The following is a 15,166-nucleotide window of genomic DNA, read 5'->3' on the forward strand; positions in this document are numbered from 1 at the left end:
AGCATGCCCGATTATTGGGCAGTGCTGAAAAGCGCCTTTGACAGCAGTGCCAGCGCGTGATCCCGCGCGGCGCGGCGCACCCGATCGCGGCCCAATGCGCCGAATTCGACGGTTTCTGTCATGGGTGGGATGCCGTCACCGGCCACACCAAAACATACCCGGCCTTCGGGTTTAAACTCGGACCCGCCCGGGCCTGCAATGCCGGTAACCGACACTGCCAGATGCGCCTGTGAATTCCGCAAGGCACCCTCGGCCATTTCGCGCGCGACCTGTTCAGAAACCGCGCCATGGGCATCCAATGATTCCTTGCGGACACCCAACATTTGCTGTTTGGCAGTATTTGTGTAGGTCACAAAACCGCGCTCAACGACCGCAGAGCTGCCGGGGATGTCGGTCAGAGCCGCAGCGACCATCCCGCCAGTGCAGCTTTCGGCGGTGGTGATCATCACCCCTTTCGCTTTGGCGCTTTCTAGCAGGTCGGAAACGGTCATAACCCCAGAACTCCGTGGCTGAACCCGGCGGCCAACATGATGCCTATGGCCGCGAATACCCCGGCAATCACATCGTCCAGCATAACGCCCATCGGATCACCGCGCCGGTCGGCCCAACCCACGGGGCCGGGTTTCAGGATGTCGAACAGGCGGAACAGTACAAACCCAGTTACCCAACCTGGCCACAGCGCCGTAATGTCGATCCCGTGCGCCCAACTGGGATAGGATATCGCCCAAAGCGCGAGGAACTGACCTGCGACCTCGTCAATCACAATCTCGGAAGGGTCGTGGTCTTCTTGCCCGGCGGTCATCACCCGCGTGGCCCACAGACCGCCGAAAAACACCGCGACTGTCGCGACCGCCAGTAAGGGGAAGCCGCCCAGAGTATGCAGAACCCATACCAAGGGCAGGGCAACCAAAGACCCCCAGGTGCCGGGGGCGGGTCGCAGATATCCGACGCCACAAACAGTGCCAATCAGTTGTGCAACGGTCATGATTTCACCAAACAAGCTGTTGCAATAGAAGCAATTCCTTCACCACGCCCGGTAAAACCCAAACGCTCGGAGGTTGTGGCCTTGACCGAAATCTGATCCTGGCGCAATTCCATGATCTTCGCCATCTCTGCCCGCATGGCCGCGGCGTGAGGCCCGACCTTGGGGTATTCGCAGACCAGCGTGCAGTCGACATTCGAGATACGATATCCCATCTGCCCGGCCAACTCGACCGCGTGGCGCAGGAAAATTTCGCTTGCCGCGCCTTTCCATTGGGGATCTGAGGGCGGAAAGTGCTGTCCGATATCCCCTTGTGCCAATGCTCCGTAAATCGCATCGGTGACTGCGTGCATACCGACATCCGCATCAGAATGCCCCTGAAGCGATCGGTTATGCGGAACTTTGATACCGCACAGGATTACGTGATCCCCGTCACCAAAACGATGCACGTCGTAGCCGTTCCCCAGCCTTACATCCATATCCGTTCCCAATATGCGTTCCGCCCTGGCAAAATCCTCGGGTCGGGTGATTTTCAGGTTGTCCGTATCGCCCGGCACGATGCAGACGTCCAGCCCGGCGGCGCGCGCGACTTCCACGTCATCCGCGGAACCTCCGGGATGCGCGGTGTGAGCAGCGACGATTGCGTCATAGTGAAAGCCTTGCGGGGTTTGCGCTGCATGCAACCCGGATCGATCCTGAGTGCCTGTGACCATAGTGTCGCTTGCTGTCCACAAGGCGTCCGTCACCGCAAGGCCAGGTGCTGCACCGGGGAAATTGTCCAGAGCGGCCAGAACGGCATCAATGATCTCGGTGCTGACACAAGGACGTGCGACATCGTGGATCAAGACGCGGGTCACATTCACCCCGTTTAACGCCGACAACCCGCTGCGCACTGATCCTGCTCTGTCTGACCCGCCTTCCGCGAGGATCAGATCGGCGCTTTTAAATTCTTTCCAGGCGGGGGCATCCTCTTTCGACAGCACAAGGACGATGTGATCGACTTGCCCGCGGAAACGGTCGATGGTCCAGTCGGCAACCCGACGACCTGCCAGATGGCGCCACTGTTTTGGTGTGCCGCCTCCGGCGCGTTGACCGCGTCCTGCGGCGACAATGATAGCTGCGGTCGTCATGTGTCGTGCTCTCCGACGAGTTAAGGGCAATGTTTAGGGTGCGGTGAAAGCAGAGGCAATCACTCGGTTTCATCTGCTTAAAAAATAGGCAAACGATGATTTTGCATGCTTGTTCATGGCGGTTTTGTTGTTCATATGCACTCAATTCGATATCAAAGCTGCAACTGCTCAAGGATTAAGCACGTTGACTCTGCGACTTGCCGACAAAGATTTGAACCCGCCCGTACTACTGGCGCCCATGGCCGGAATCACTGATCGTCCGTTTCGCGATCTGGTGACGCGCTTTGGTGCCGGTATGGTGGTCAGCGAAATGGTGGCTAGCCAGGAAATGGTGCAGGCCAAACCCGGTGTGCGCGAACGGGCCGAGCTGTCTGCGGATGTGGAAAACACTGCTGTCCAGCTTGCCGGACGCGAGGCGTATTGGATGGCCGAGGCGGCCCGCCAGGTCGCTGATCGGGGTGCGCGCGTGATTGATATCAATATGGGCTGCCCGGCTAAGAAGGTGACAAATGGATATTCGGGCTCGGCCCTACTGAAGACGCCTGACCACGCGCTGACATTGATCGACGCCGTTGTCAGCGCCGTGGACGTGCCCGTGACGCTGAAAACCCGGCTGGGATGGGATGACAAATTGCTGAACGCGCCCGATGTGGCAAGGCGGGCGCAGGATGCGGGAATACAAATGGTAACGATCCACGGTCGCACACGTTGCCAGTTCTACAAAGGGCATGCCGATTGGAGCGCAATCCGGGCGGTCAAAGAAGCGGTCTCGATTCCGGTGATTGCGAATGGTGACATTGTTGATTCTGGCGCTGCACGCATAGCGCTGGATCAGTCCGCCGCCGATGGGGTCATGGTTGGGCGTGGGGCGCAGGGTAAACCGTGGCTCCTGGCGCAGATGGGGCATGAGTTATACGGGGCAGAGGCGCCAATCATTCCCGCTGGTAGTGATCTGATCGACATGGTTCGTGCCCATTATCAGGCCATGCTGGGGTTTTATGGTTTGGATCTGGGCCTGCGCGTCGCTCGCAAGCATCTCGGCTGGTATATGGATGAGGCTGGAACACCGGCCCCGTTGCGCCGGGCGGTGCTGACATCGCGCAACACGGATGAGGTGATGCACCTGCTGAGTGTTGCGCTTGGCAGTGATGCAGAGGTGGCGGCATGACCTCGGATCACAGCATCTGGACCTCGCTGCCCGTTCCTGCCTTTGTCATAGATGCAGATGACCGGATCGCAGACATAAACTCCGCCGGTGAAGGGTTCCTGAATGCCTCGCGCAAATCCGTGATCGGGCATCCCGTCTGGGATCAGATTGCCGTGGACGCTCCATTAGAAGAAGCGTTTCTGAGAGCGCGTCAGCACGGTACGCCACTATTTGTAAACGATGTGGATGTAGGGTCAGGCAACCGTGCTCCGTTGCAATGTGCGCTTCAGATCGCGCCGCTTGTCGGACACCCGGGGTCAATGATCATGATCATCACGCCGCGTGAACTTGCTGGGCGTATGACCCGTGGAAACACAGTGAAATCTGCTGCGCAATCGGCGATCGGCATGGCCGAGATGCTTGCGCATGAAATTAAGAACCCTCTGGCAGGAATTACCGGCGCGGCGCAGCTTCTCAGCATGAATATCTCGCAGCAAGACCTTGAATTAACAGATCTTATTGTCGAAGAGAGTCGTCGTATCGTAAAACTGTTGGAGCAGGTTGAACAATTCGGAAATCTCTCTAAGCCCGATTTCAAACCGGTCAACATACATGACGTGCTGGATCGGGCACGGCGGTCGGCCCTGTTGGGTTTCGGTGCCCATATGACGATCATCGAGGATTACGACCCGTCGTTGCCACTTGCTTATGGCGACCCGGATCAGTTTCTGCAGGTCATCTTGAATTTGTTAAAGAATGCCTCGGAAGCCGCTGACCCTAAAGGGGGAACCATACGTTTAAGGACGTATTTTGAACATTCTTTCCGCCTGCGACGCAGCGACGGGTCAGGTCATTCTCTGCCACTGCAAATCGAAGTGACCGATGACGGCCCCGGTCTGCCGGAGAAGATTCGGGGCGAGATATTCGATCCGTTTGTGTCGGGCAAGGAAAACGGCACCGGCCTGGGGCTGGCGCTGGTCAGCAAGATCATTTCGGACCACGACGGCTGGATTTCGGCCGAGTCGGTTCCGGGACGAACGGAATTTCGCATCTCTCTGAGGCGCGCGCCGCGTGACGCGAAATAGTGAATGAATCGCCGGAAAGAGCAAGAATAAGGAAAGCACCTGATGGATGGAACAGTACTGGTTGCAGATGACGACCGCACAATTCGGACCGTTCTGACACAGGCCCTGACACGCGCTGGGTGTAAGGTGCATGCAACCTCGTCGTTGACCACTTTGATGCGTTGGGTAGCCGAGGGCAAAGGTGACGTGGTCATATCCGATGTAGTTATGCCGGATGGCAATGGGCTCGAGATGTTGCCAAAAATCGCACAGGACCGACCGGGATTACCGGTAATCGTAATTTCGGCGCAAAACACGATCATGACGGCTATCCAGGCAGCCGAGGCGGAAGCTTATGACTATCTGCCGAAACCCTTCGACCTGCCGGATTTGATGAAGCGTACCGCGCGCGCGCTGGAACAGAAACAGCGCACGCCGTCAGATGCCGGTAACACGTCCCAAGAGCGTCCGGAAGAGCTGCCTCTGGTGGGGCGGACACCAGTGATGCAGGCGCTGTATCGCTTGGTGGCGCGGGTGATGAATACCGATCTGTCGGTCATGATTTCGGGCGAGAGTGGAACGGGCAAGTCGTTGATCGCCAAAGCGATACATGATTTTTCCGATCGCAGGACGCTGCCATTTGTAACGGCCACTGCCGCCGACCTGCGGGATCTTGAAGGCCCGGCGCGCGTCATGGCACGGGTGCGGGGCGGTACGCTGCTTATCGACGAGATCGCGGATATTGATGACGAATTACAGGCGCGTCTCGTTCGGATGATGGACACTCCAGGCGATCATGTTCCTCGGTTCATGGCTACGAGCCAATCGGACCTGACCGAAGCCATGGAGAACGGGCGCGTCCGGCAAGACCTGTATTATCGCCTTTGCGGTGCGACAGTGCATGTTCCGGCCCTTCGCGAAAGGGTCGATGATATCACCTTGCTTGCCGATCATTTTCTGGCGCGTGAAGAACGCGAACATGGCGCGAAACGCTGGTTCAGTCCGGATGCGGTCGAGCTAGTACGGCGCTATTCCTGGCCCGGAAATGTACGGCAGCTTGAAAATGCGGTCCGTCGTTTGAGCCTGACCAGCCGCGCCGATGAAATCTCCAAAACCGAGGTCGAGTCGGTGCTGGGCAGCCAACCCGAAGCCGAGCCGGTGCTGGGCAATGGAGAACGCGAAAAGCTCTCGGCTTCGGTCGAACGCCACCTGCGCCGCTATTTCGATCTACATGGAAATATGTTGCCACCTCCGGGTCTGTATCAGCGTATTTTGCGTGAGGTTGAGGCGCCTTTGATTGAACTGGCCTTGGATGCGACCGGGGGAAATCAGGCAAAATGTGCTGATCTTCTAGGGATTAACCGGAATACGCTGCGCAAAAAGATAACAGAGCTCGATATTCAGGTGACACGGCGGCGCAAACTGATGTAATATCGCCACACAAAGCGTGGCATCCGGGTTTCGACCGGGCAACGACCACGACATATGGCAGTAAGTCGCGCAAGCGGCACATCAGGATGAGGGCAGACGGTGGCAACCCGAGCACAGAGCGGGCTGATTTTATCAGTCAATCGGTGGCGAAAATCCCGAAGGCTGCGCAATTTTGGAACTTTGGGTCTGGTTTTGCTGGGCCCGGTGCTGGCTTTGACCACTTATCTGGTCATTGGTCCATTCGATCTGGGGGCAACCGCGCCCTCATTGCGCCTGATCCTGCTTGCGGATCTGGTCTATGTTCTCGTGGTTGCGGCGCTGGTTCTGGGTCAGGTAGGCAACCTGATCGCAGCACGCCGGGCCAAATCCGCGGGGTCCCGTTTGCACCTGCGACTGATCGGAGCCTTCACACTGTTGGCTCTGGTGCCGACTGTCACGGTTGCAATCTTTGCCGGTCTGACGGTGAATATTGGTCTTGAGGGCTGGTTTTCCGACCGCGTAAGGCAGGTTGTCGGATCCTCGCTTACTGCTGCGGAAGCTTATGAACAGGAACACCGAGAGGGCCTGACGCAGGACGCCGTCGTATTAGCGCTTTTTCTGGACAATGCCCGGACGCGTGATTTCTATATTTCCGATGCTGAACTGCGAGAGGTTCTGGCGCAAGGGCAGGCGCAAATCCAGCGCGGTCTGCGTGAGGCCTATGTCATTGATGGAAATGGTGAAATCCGATCCCGGGGGGATCGCTCTTATCTGTTCAACTTCGAAAAGCCGACCTCTGAACAGATGGCCCAAGCGACTGAGAATGAATTGCTGATCATTGCCGATTGGCAAAACAGTGAATTTCGGGCGCTTGTGCCTTTGAAGGCTTATCTTGATCGGTATCTCTATGTCAGCCGGGAAGTGGACGGGCAGTTGCTGACGTTGCTGGACGATACCAAGGAAACAGTTCAGTTCTATCAACAGCTTGAAAGTGAACGCGGACGGGTATTGTTTGAATTCGGCCTGCTTTATCTGGGCTTTGCCGTGATCCTGATCCTGGCTGCAGTGTCGCTGGGAATGTGGTTCGCCGAGCGTCTCTCGCGCCCGGTTGGACGCCTGACCACCGCTGCGCAGCGTGTCGGGGCAGGCGATCTGGGCGTTCAGGTTATCGAAGAAGCCACCGATGACGAAATTGCGATGCTGGGCCGTTATTTCAATCAGATGACCCGACAGTTGAAAGGGCAGCGCGATACTCTTTTGGAGAACACACGGCAGATCGAACGCCGGCGTCGGCTGTTCGACTCGGTTCTGACCTCGGTCACATCCGGTGTTGTTGGTGTCGACCCCGATGGTTGCGTGACGTTTGTGAATCGATCCGCCGAACGCCTGTTGGATTGGTCCCGTGGAGAGGAACATCTTGCCATTGGCATTGCGGTGCCCGAATTCATGCCTTTGTTCGAAAGCCTCAAGGACAGCGGGCAAGAGGCTGTGCAGGGTGAAATCAAGGTCACGCGAAAAGGCCATTTGGAAAACCTGTTGGTTCGCATGGCGATCCGCCGCGGCGAAGATGGCGGGCTTGAAGGATATGTGGTTGCCTTTGACGACGTGACCGATCTGGTCAGTGCACAGCGAATGGCAGCCTGGGGTGATGTGGCGCGCCGCATCGCACATGAGATCAAGAACCCCTTGACCCCGATCCAGCTGAGCGCCGAGCGGATCAAACGAAAGTTTTCGTCCAAACTGGATGAGGATGATTGCGATATCCTTGTATCCATGACTGATGTGATCGTTCGCCAGACGAATGATCTGCGGCGGATCGTGGATGAATTTTCAAAGTTTGCGCGCATGCCGGAACCGGATCGGCACGAAGAAAATCTGGTGGGGTTGGTGCGCGAGGCTGTTCTGTTGCAGCAAGCCGGTCAGCCGGATGTCGAAATCGAAGCGATGCTTCCAGATCAGCCGATTTCAGGTGATGTAGACGCAACAATGCTGAATCAGGCGCTGACCAACCTGATCAAGAATGCAGGCGAAGCGATTGAAACGCTGAAACAAAAAGGGGCACCTGAGAACCTCAAGCCTCAGATCAAGGTTACTGTGATCGGCGACGATGCGGGCACAGTAATTACCATTGCCGACAACGGTATCGGCTTGCCGGAAGATCGTGCGCGGCTGTTTGAGCCTTACGTGACCACACGCGACGAGGGCACCGGGTTGGGGCTGCCGATCGTCAAAAAGATTATCGAAGAACATGGCGGGGTGCTGACACTTGAGGACGCCCCCGTATTTGACGGACAGGACCATTTTGGCGCAATGGCCGTGATCCGTTTGCCCGGGAGCAATATTTCCTCAAATTCAGCGCCGAAAAAGCAGGCAATTGATACAAACAAACTGAAAGCAGGCCAAAGATGAGCGACATTCTGATTGTAGATGACGAGCGTGATATTCGCGAGCTTGTGTCCGATATTCTCGAGGACGAAGGCTATTCCACCCGGCTGGCTGGCAACTCGGACGAGTGTATGGCAGCCATCAATTCCGAACCTCCGGGGCTTTTGATCCTGGATATCTGGCTGAAAGACAGCCGGATGGACGGGATTGATATTCTGAAGACTGTAAAGCGCGACAACCCAGACATTCCGGTGGTGATCATTTCGGGCCACGGGAATATCGAAATCGCTGTCGCTGCGATCAAGCAGGGGGCGTATGACTTTATCGAAAAGCCCTTTAACATCGACCAGCTGATGGTTGTGATCCGCCGCGCGATGGAAACCTCGCGCCTGCGCCGCGAAAACGCCTCGCTAAAGCGGAAAGAGGTCACAAGCTCGGATATGATCGGCAAATCGGCCTCGTTCCGGGCAATGCAGAGCCAACTGGACAAGGTAACCAAGTCCAACGGGCGTGTGATGCTGACAGGCCCTGCCGGTTCAGGCAAGGAAATCGCCGCGCGCTATATCCATGCAGAATCGAACCGGGCAAATGCGCCCTTCGTGACCGTGAACTGTGCCGGGATCGAGCCGGAGCGCGTTGAAGAGGTTCTGTTCGGCCGTGAAACCACCGAACGCGGGGTTGAGGCAGGCCTGTTGGAAGAGGCCCATGGTGGCGTCGTCTACTTTGATGAAGTGGCAGATATGCCCATGGGAACCCAGTCAAAAATCCTGCGGGTTCTGGTTGATCAACAGTTTCAACGGGTTGGAGGTTCCGACAAGGTTCGGGTCGACCTGCGGGTGATCTCTTCGACCAATCGTGACCTTGATGCAGAAATCGCCGCGGATCGTTTTCGGGAAGAACTTTACCATCGTCTGAATGTTGTGCCTATTTCGGTGCCTTCGCTAGAAGATCGGCGCGAGGATATTCCGGTTCTTGCCGAGTTTTTTATTGAAATGTGCAATGAATCCCAGGGCCTGCCGGTGCGCGAGATTTCAGACGAAGCTGTCGCGTTGCTGCAGACCATGACCTGGCCGGGCAATGTGCGTCAGCTTAAGAACCTGATCGAACGGGTGCTCATTCTGGGTGACGGTACGGGCCCGATCGAAGCGCGTGAGCTGCCAAACGAAGAAGAAAAAGCCGATGAATCGGGACGCGTCGTTCTGTCCGGGGCATTGGCGACCCTGCCGTTGCGCGAAGCTCGCGAGGCGTTCGAGCGTGAATATCTGCTGACCCAGATCAACCGGTTCGGGGGCAATATCAGCCGTACCGCCAGCTTTGTCGGCATGGAACGCAGCGCGCTTCATCGTAAGCTGAAATCTCTGGGCGTAGTGACCTCGAACAAATCGGGGGCGCGGATCGCGCAACTGGACGAGGCTGAACCGGCGGAGTGAGCCGCCGGCCTTTATCCTGCCTGACCTGGGGTAATGATCTGGAACGTTCCGTTGTCGAATTTGACGAAACATGAATCTGTGCTGAGCAGTGGCAGCTGTGTTGTTGGGACCGCAGCAACACGCGACTTTACGCCCTGCTTGCAAGGCGGAAGGCTGACCGGGCGATAGCCTTTCTGCGCCATGCATTGTGCTTCCAGCTTGTTGCGCAGCCCTTTGTTAACATCGACCGTATAGATCTGACCGGGCTGCCACCAGCCTCCGGTGCGATGACACCTTCCCCGACCATCGCAGTAGGTGCGACCTGGCCAATAAGTTGGTGCCCCTTGTCGCACCTGATTGGCAACGGGGGCGTCTTTGAGGGACTGAACCTGACATCCAGTCGTTTCCGACTGCATTTGCGAAACTGTCTCGCCCTCTTGATAATACAGGGAAAGCGGCCCACACGCAGTTAGCAACAGAGTCAAAGAAATCGTGAGAGCTATTGTTTTCATACGCTTACCTTGCCTCAGCTTTGCTTGTGTTACAAACTAATTGACCGTCTGGGGGGCATCTGTCATTCAAAGATTTCAGGCAGAAGGGCCAATAGCATGAAGGTCATCATTTGCGGTGCGGGTCAGGTTGGCTGGCAGATTGCACGGCATCTTTCGGGCGAGTTGAACGACGTTACTGTGGTTGACAACAATCCTGATCTGGTGCGACGGGCGACCGAAACCTTGGATGTTCAGGGGATTGCGGGATTTGCAAGCTATCCGGATGTTCTGAACCGAGCGGGCGCGCGCGATGCGGATATGATTATTGCTGCCACCCATTCGGACGAGGTGAACATGGTCACCTGTCAGATGGCACATTCGGTTTTCTCCATTCAGCGCAAAATCGCCCGGCTTCGGTCGAAATCCTATCTCGAGGCGATTCATTCGGATCTGTATCGCCGCGATCACCTGCCGATTGATGTGGTGATCAGCCCCGAGCGCGAGGTTGCCGCAGCGGCGATGCGCCGGTTGTCTGCCCCATCCGCCTTTGACACCGAGATGTTCATGGACGGCAAAGCGCAGTTGCTTGGCATTCGCATCGCCGAGGATTGCCCGATCGTGAACACGCCATTGCGGCAACTGACCGATCTGTTTTCGACGCTCAGCTCTATTGTGGTGGGTGTCCGGCGCGAGGGTACGCTGTTTGCCCCGGAATCCGAGGACCAGCTGTTTGTCGGTGACGAATGCTATGTCTTTAGCAATGTCAAAGATGTGGACCGGACGATGGAGGTTTTCGGCAAGGCGCAAAAACGGCAGGACCGGGTGGTGATTGTCGGCGGTGGTAATGTCGGTCTTGAAGTTGCTCGGACATTGGAAGAACGTGAAAGCCGCGTGCGTGCCAAGATAATTGAACGAGACCGCCACTGTGCGGAAGTGGCAGCCGAAGCGCTTGAGCGAACGATTGTCCTTCACGGTGATGGTCTGGACGCGGCGCTGCTGCGCGAAGCTGGCATCGAACGCGCGGATGCAATGTTGGCCGTCACGGATGATGACCGTGTAAATATGTTGGTTGCCGTGCGTGCCAAGGCCGAAGGTTGTGCTCTGGCGATTGCACTGATCAATGATCCCAGCATGGTTGCCCTGATGGGGCCGCTGGGTATCGACGCCTATATCAACCCCCGCGCCACCACCGTCAGTTCGATTCTGCGCCATATTCGGCACGGACGCGTGCGGCAGGTCTATTCCATCGGCGATGCCGAGGCCGAAGTGATCGAGGCCGAAGTACTTTCAACCTCTCCTATGGCCGGGCAGAAGCTGCGCGACATTGATTTCCCCGAAGGTGTGCTGGTTGGTGCCGTACGCAAAGGCGATGAGATGTTGCGTCCCACAGGCAGCCTGAGGATTGAAGAAAAGGATGTGGTGGCGATTTTTGCCTTAGCCAAAGACGTGCCCGAGGTGGAACGGCTGATGCAGGTCTCGATTGATTTCTTCTGATGGCGCATGCACGGAAAAAACAGGTTAGCCTTATACGGCGATTGCCGCTGTTTCTTCTGATCTGGGGTATTTTTGCCGCCGCTATGTGGATGCCTGCCATATTTGCGCTGGTGCTGGATGATCACGACACGTCCCGGTCGTTCTTCTATTCCGGATTGCTGGGGTTGTTCGTGGTCGGGATCATTTCGCTGGCAACATCCAACAGAATGCCGCGCCGAGGGACATTGGGCCAGTTGGCGGTCTTGTTAGGCTGTTTCACCGTATTGCCCTTGTTTCTTGCGATCCCTCTGCATGATGCGTTGGGCAATACGAGCTTTCTGAACGCCTATTTCGACATGGTCAGCGCATTGACCACTACCGGGGCTGATTTGTTTCCTGATCCAGACCGTTTGTCGGCGCCGTTACACCTTTGGCGGGCTCAGGTCGGATGGATGGGCGGGCTTTTGATGTGGATTTCAGCGGCTGCGATTCTCGCGCCGTTGTCGCTGGGCGGGTTCGAGGTGACAGCCCGCGGTCAACCCGGTCGCCCGGTTTCAGGCGTGGCGCAAAGCGAGATAGTAGACCCGCGCGGGCGTCTAATCCGTGTCACGCTGACTTTGACGCCGGTTTATGTCGGGCTGACCGCTGTCATTTGGCTGTTGCTCGTGATCGCAGGAGAGCAGGGCCTGACCGCCATCTGTCATGCGATGTCAACCATGGCCACATCGGGTATCTCACCGGTTGGTGGGCTTGAGGGAGCGCAGGCCGGGGTAACCGGTGAGGCCATCCTGTTTCTGTTCCTGTTCTTCGCTTTGTCGCGGCTTACCTTTTCCTCGGACACAGCTACGTCCGGATATTCGCGGCTGGATAAGGACCCCGAGTTCCGGATCGGGCTCATGATCGTTGCAGGCGTAGCGGCGCTGCTTTTCTTCAGGGTTCTTGCCGGCGTCAGCGAAATTGGCGGCCAGATGGAGCCTCTTCAGGCGTTGAGCGTAATTTGGGGCATGATTTTTACGGTCTTGTCATTTCTGACTACCGCGGGGTTCGAAAGTGCAAACTGGGATGATGCCCAGCAAATTTCCGGTCTAGGCACCCCGGGATTGATCCTGATGGGGCTTGCGCTGATCGGCGGTGGAGTTGCAACAACGGCGGGCGGGGTAAAGCTGTTGCGGGTTTTTGCTCTGTACCTTAACGGCGCGCGCGAAATTGACCGTTTGATTTATCCGTCTTCGGTCAGCGGAGTAGGTGGCGGAAACCGTCGCATCCAAAGCGATGGGGCCTTTATCGCTTGGATATTTTTCATGATGTTTGCCCTGACAGCTGCTGTGTTCAATGTGTTGCTTGCTGCCATGGGTACGGGGTTCGAACACGCTATGGTGCTTAGCGTTGCCGCGCTGAGCACGACAGGGCCGTTGATCGAATTGGCAACCGATGTTCCTATCCGATTGATCGACCTTTCGGGCGGTGCCAAGCTGACCATGTGTGCCGCTATGGTGATCGGCAGATTGGAAACGCTGGCGATTATTGCCCTGATCACACCCGCTCTATTGAGGGGTTAAGAAACAATAACCATGCTAGTGACTGATTTTTCATCTGGAATATCGGTTAACGACACTCCATACTCCGCCGGAGGGAGCGCGTTGGTCCGCAGCGCGTAGCAAGAACAATGGCGAGATTATAAGAATATGGCTTCGGACAGACAGAATCTGCAGGACGCGTTCCTGAATAATGTACGGAAAGCAAAAGTCCCGGTCACAATTTTCCTGATCAACGGTGTGAAATTGCAGGGTGTGATCACCTGGTTCGACAACTTCTGCGTATTGTTGCGCCGCGACGGACAGTCGCAGCTGGTCTACAAACACGCGATTTCGACCATCATGCCATCGCAGCCGATCAGCCTGTATGAGGGCGAAGACGCCTCTTGATGGAACATGAAAGGGTGCGCACCCGAGCGTGGGTGCTGCATCCGGAAATCAAATCAGATGAACAGCGCCGCGTTCCAGGACCGGCGCTGGCAGAAGCGGTGGCGCTGGCCGCTGCATTGCCCGACCTTGATGTGATCGGATCCGAAGTTGTGCGATTACCTCGGGCGCAGGCCGGTTTTCTGTTCGGTAGCGGCAAGATCGAGGAACTGGCCGAACGGTTGCACGAGAACGAAGTCGAGCTGGTTTTGATCGACGGATCGGTTACGCCCGTTCAGCAACGTAATCTTGAAAAGGCGTGGAAAGTCAAGATCCTCGACCGGACCGGGCTGATCCTCGAAATCTTCAGCGACCGTGCGCGCACCCGTGAGGGCGTTTTGCAGGTGGAAATGGCCGCGCTGAGCTACCAGCGGACCCGGCTGGTGCGTGCCTGGACCCACCTGGAACGGCAGCGGGGCGGATTGGGCTTTGTGGGTGGACCGGGTGAGACCCAGATCGAAGCGGACCGCCGGGCCATTGATGAACAACTGGTGCGCTTGCGTCGTCAGTTGCAGAAGGTGGTCAAGACCCGCACGCTGCATCGCGCCGCGCGGGCCAAGGTGCCATATCCGATTGTGGCGTTGGTAGGCTATACCAACGCGGGCAAATCAACCCTGTTCAACCGCCTGACCGGGGCCGATGTCATGGCCAAGGACATGTTGTTCGCCACCTTGGACCCCACCATGCGCCGGGTCGAATTGCCTGACGGTCCCGAAGTGATCCTGTCGGACACGGTGGGATTCATTTCGAACCTGCCCACCGAATTGGTCGCCTCATTCCGGGCCACGCTGGAGGAAGTGTTGGGCGCTGATATCGTGGTTCATGTGCGCGATATCAGCCACGATGAATCTGAGGCGCAGGCGAAGGATGTCGAAACTATCCTGACTTCACTGGGTATTGACGATACGCGGCCCCGGATTGAGGTCTGGAACAAGATCGACCTGCTGTCCCCGGATGAGCGCGAAGCCGCGATGGCGCGGGCAGAGCGGGATCAGGGGATTTTTGCGATTTCAGCCGTCACCGGCGAAGGGATCGCCCCGCTTTTGGCGGAAATTGCCGTCACGCTGCAGGGCGTACGTTCTGAGGCAACGCTGGAACTGGGATTTGCCGAAGGCAACAAGCGCGCGTGGTTGTTCCGCCAGGAGGTCGTGCAGTCCGAAAAGCAGACCGAAGATGGCTTTGTGATCGACGTGCTGTGGACAGAAAAACAGGCCTCGCAATACTCCGCGCTTTGAACTCTGACTGGGGGCGAATTCCCCTATACCCATCGAACAAAGTGGTCCGTGATCAGCCGTCAATCTGGCGCTGAAAATCCTCGGCATCGAACCAAACCAGAGAGGTCTGGACCTGATTGGTGTCGGTCATTTCCCATTCTTCCCAACCCCGCGTCACGACGTCGTTGCCGGTCTTGGAATGCTGCCCTTCAAGTGTCCAGACAAATATTGCGTGGCTTCCCGCCCAGCGAAACATGTCGCAGCGGACCTCAAGATCGGGGAAATCAGTGTAAAACCCGCGCGCCATTTCCGCCACCGCGGCGCGGCCTATGATCGGTTCTCCACGGTTGATCGTGATCTGTCCGTCGGGCGCATAGAAACTGGCAACTGCCTCGGGGTCGCCCGAGCTCCAGGCAATCGCATAATCCCGCGCGAGATTGTTCAGCTTATCCCGGATACTGGCCATTTGGTCCCCCGCACACAAATCCTAGGCCTTTGGA

The 15,166-nt window shown here is 57.0% G+C and carries 13 protein-coding genes; 9 read left to right on the top strand and 4 right to left on the bottom strand.

Annotated elements, in window-relative coordinates:
* Window positions 1-11: 11 nt before the first annotated feature.
* Genes AC2FIP_RS02155 through AC2FIP_RS02165 form a run of 3 tightly spaced genes read right to left on the bottom strand, consistent with a single transcriptional unit; the run spans window position 12 to window position 2,112 of the window.
* Window positions 12-491, bottom strand: a complete 480-nt coding sequence (locus AC2FIP_RS02155; protein ID WP_496695626.1) for a CinA family protein — start codon at window positions 489-491, stop codon at window positions 12-14.
* Entirely contained in the window at window positions 488-985 is a 498-nt protein-coding gene (locus AC2FIP_RS02160; RefSeq protein ID WP_142633508.1) for a phosphatidylglycerophosphatase A family protein, read from the bottom strand. Before AC2FIP_RS02160 ends, AC2FIP_RS02155 begins: the two co-directional genes overlap by 4 nt.
* Window positions 982-2,112, bottom strand: a complete 1,131-nt coding sequence (locus AC2FIP_RS02165; RefSeq protein ID WP_496785018.1) for a bifunctional 2-C-methyl-D-erythritol 4-phosphate cytidylyltransferase/2-C-methyl-D-erythritol 2,4-cyclodiphosphate synthase — start codon at window positions 2,110-2,112, stop codon at window positions 982-984. The genes AC2FIP_RS02160 and AC2FIP_RS02165 overlap by 4 nt, the downstream gene beginning before the upstream one ends.
* A gap of 184 nt (window positions 2,113-2,296) precedes the next feature.
* Here AC2FIP_RS02165 and dusB point away from each other — a divergent pair, with 184 nt between their 5' ends.
* From dusB to hflX, 9 genes are all read left to right on the top strand, one after another.
* Complete coding sequence (gene dusB / locus AC2FIP_RS02170; protein ID WP_496700461.1) at window positions 2,297-3,280, top strand: tRNA dihydrouridine synthase DusB; 984 nt, start codon at window positions 2,297-2,299, stop codon at window positions 3,278-3,280.
* On the top strand, window positions 3,277-4,344 hold the full coding sequence (locus tag AC2FIP_RS02175; RefSeq protein ID WP_496785020.1) for a two-component system sensor histidine kinase NtrB: 1,068 nt from the start codon (window positions 3,277-3,279) through the stop codon (window positions 4,342-4,344). The genes dusB and AC2FIP_RS02175 overlap by 4 nt, the downstream gene beginning before the upstream one ends.
* A 42-nt stretch (window positions 4,345-4,386) precedes the next feature.
* The gene (locus AC2FIP_RS02180; protein WP_281994544.1) at window positions 4,387-5,754 is read left to right on the top strand and encodes a response regulator; all 1,368 of its coding nucleotides are present in this window, start codon (window positions 4,387-4,389) and stop codon (window positions 5,752-5,754) included.
* A gap of 99 nt (window positions 5,755-5,853) precedes the next feature.
* A complete protein-coding gene (locus AC2FIP_RS02185; protein ID WP_281972011.1) occupies window positions 5,854-8,142 on the top strand; it encodes a sensor histidine kinase NtrY-like in 2,289 nt (762 codons plus the stop codon).
* On the top strand, window positions 8,139-9,548 hold the full coding sequence (gene ntrX, locus AC2FIP_RS02190; protein ID WP_496749665.1) for a nitrogen assimilation response regulator NtrX: 1,410 nt from the start codon (window positions 8,139-8,141) through the stop codon (window positions 9,546-9,548). The genes AC2FIP_RS02185 and ntrX overlap by 4 nt, the downstream gene beginning before the upstream one ends.
* Window positions 9,549-10,135: 587 nt before the next feature.
* Window positions 10,136-11,512: a Trk system potassium transporter TrkA gene (trkA, locus tag AC2FIP_RS02195; protein WP_496695617.1), complete on the top strand. Its 1,377-nt coding sequence runs from the start codon at window positions 10,136-10,138 to the stop codon at window positions 11,510-11,512.
* Window positions 11,512-13,050 (top strand): TrkH family potassium uptake protein, encoded by a 1,539-nt coding sequence (locus AC2FIP_RS02200; protein ID WP_496785021.1) that lies wholly within the window; start codon window positions 11,512-11,514, stop codon window positions 13,048-13,050. Before trkA ends, AC2FIP_RS02200 begins: the two co-directional genes overlap by 1 nt.
* A gap of 126 nt (window positions 13,051-13,176) precedes the next feature.
* Entirely contained in the window at window positions 13,177-13,416 is a 240-nt protein-coding gene (hfq, locus tag AC2FIP_RS02205) for an RNA chaperone Hfq (RefSeq protein ID WP_010440340.1), read from the top strand.
* Window positions 13,416-14,687: a GTPase HflX gene (gene hflX, locus AC2FIP_RS02210; RefSeq protein WP_142633528.1), complete on the top strand. Its 1,272-nt coding sequence runs from the start codon at window positions 13,416-13,418 to the stop codon at window positions 14,685-14,687. Before hfq ends, hflX begins: the two co-directional genes overlap by 1 nt.
* Window positions 14,688-14,739: 52 nt before the next feature.
* Here hflX and AC2FIP_RS02215 read toward each other — a convergent pair whose 3' ends face one another.
* The gene (locus tag AC2FIP_RS02215; protein WP_496695612.1) at window positions 14,740-15,132 is read right to left on the bottom strand and encodes a nuclear transport factor 2 family protein; all 393 of its coding nucleotides are present in this window, start codon (window positions 15,130-15,132) and stop codon (window positions 14,740-14,742) included.
* Between the last annotated feature and the right edge of the window lie 34 nt (window positions 15,133-15,166).

The sequence above is a fragment of the Ruegeria sp. CDSB114 genome, from assembly GCF_059611025.1.

Coding starts and splice junctions, on each gene's coding strand:
- AC2FIP_RS02155 (WP_496695626.1), bottom strand. CDS start 491: ATGACCGTTTCCGACCTGCTAGAAAGCGCCAAAGCGAAAGGGGTGATG.
- AC2FIP_RS02160 (WP_142633508.1), bottom strand. CDS start 985: ATGACCGTTGCACAACTGATTGGCACTGTTTGTGGCGTCGGATATCTG.
- AC2FIP_RS02165 (WP_496785018.1), bottom strand. CDS start 2,112: ATGACGACCGCAGCTATCATTGTCGCCGCAGGACGCGGTCAACGCGCC.
- AC2FIP_RS02175 (WP_496785020.1), top strand. CDS start 3,277: ATGACCTCGGATCACAGCATCTGGACCTCGCTGCCCGTTCCTGCCTTT.
- AC2FIP_RS02180 (WP_281994544.1), top strand. CDS start 4,387: ATGGATGGAACAGTACTGGTTGCAGATGACGACCGCACAATTCGGACC.
- ntrX (WP_496749665.1), top strand. CDS start 8,139: ATGAGCGACATTCTGATTGTAGATGACGAGCGTGATATTCGCGAGCTT.
- trkA (WP_496695617.1), top strand. CDS start 10,136: ATGAAGGTCATCATTTGCGGTGCGGGTCAGGTTGGCTGGCAGATTGCA.
- AC2FIP_RS02200 (WP_496785021.1), top strand. CDS start 11,512: ATGGCGCATGCACGGAAAAAACAGGTTAGCCTTATACGGCGATTGCCG.
- hfq (WP_010440340.1), top strand. CDS start 13,177: ATGGCTTCGGACAGACAGAATCTGCAGGACGCGTTCCTGAATAATGTA.
- hflX (WP_142633528.1), top strand. CDS start 13,416: ATGGAACATGAAAGGGTGCGCACCCGAGCGTGGGTGCTGCATCCGGAA.
- AC2FIP_RS02215 (WP_496695612.1), bottom strand. CDS start 15,132: ATGGCCAGTATCCGGGATAAGCTGAACAATCTCGCGCGGGATTATGCG.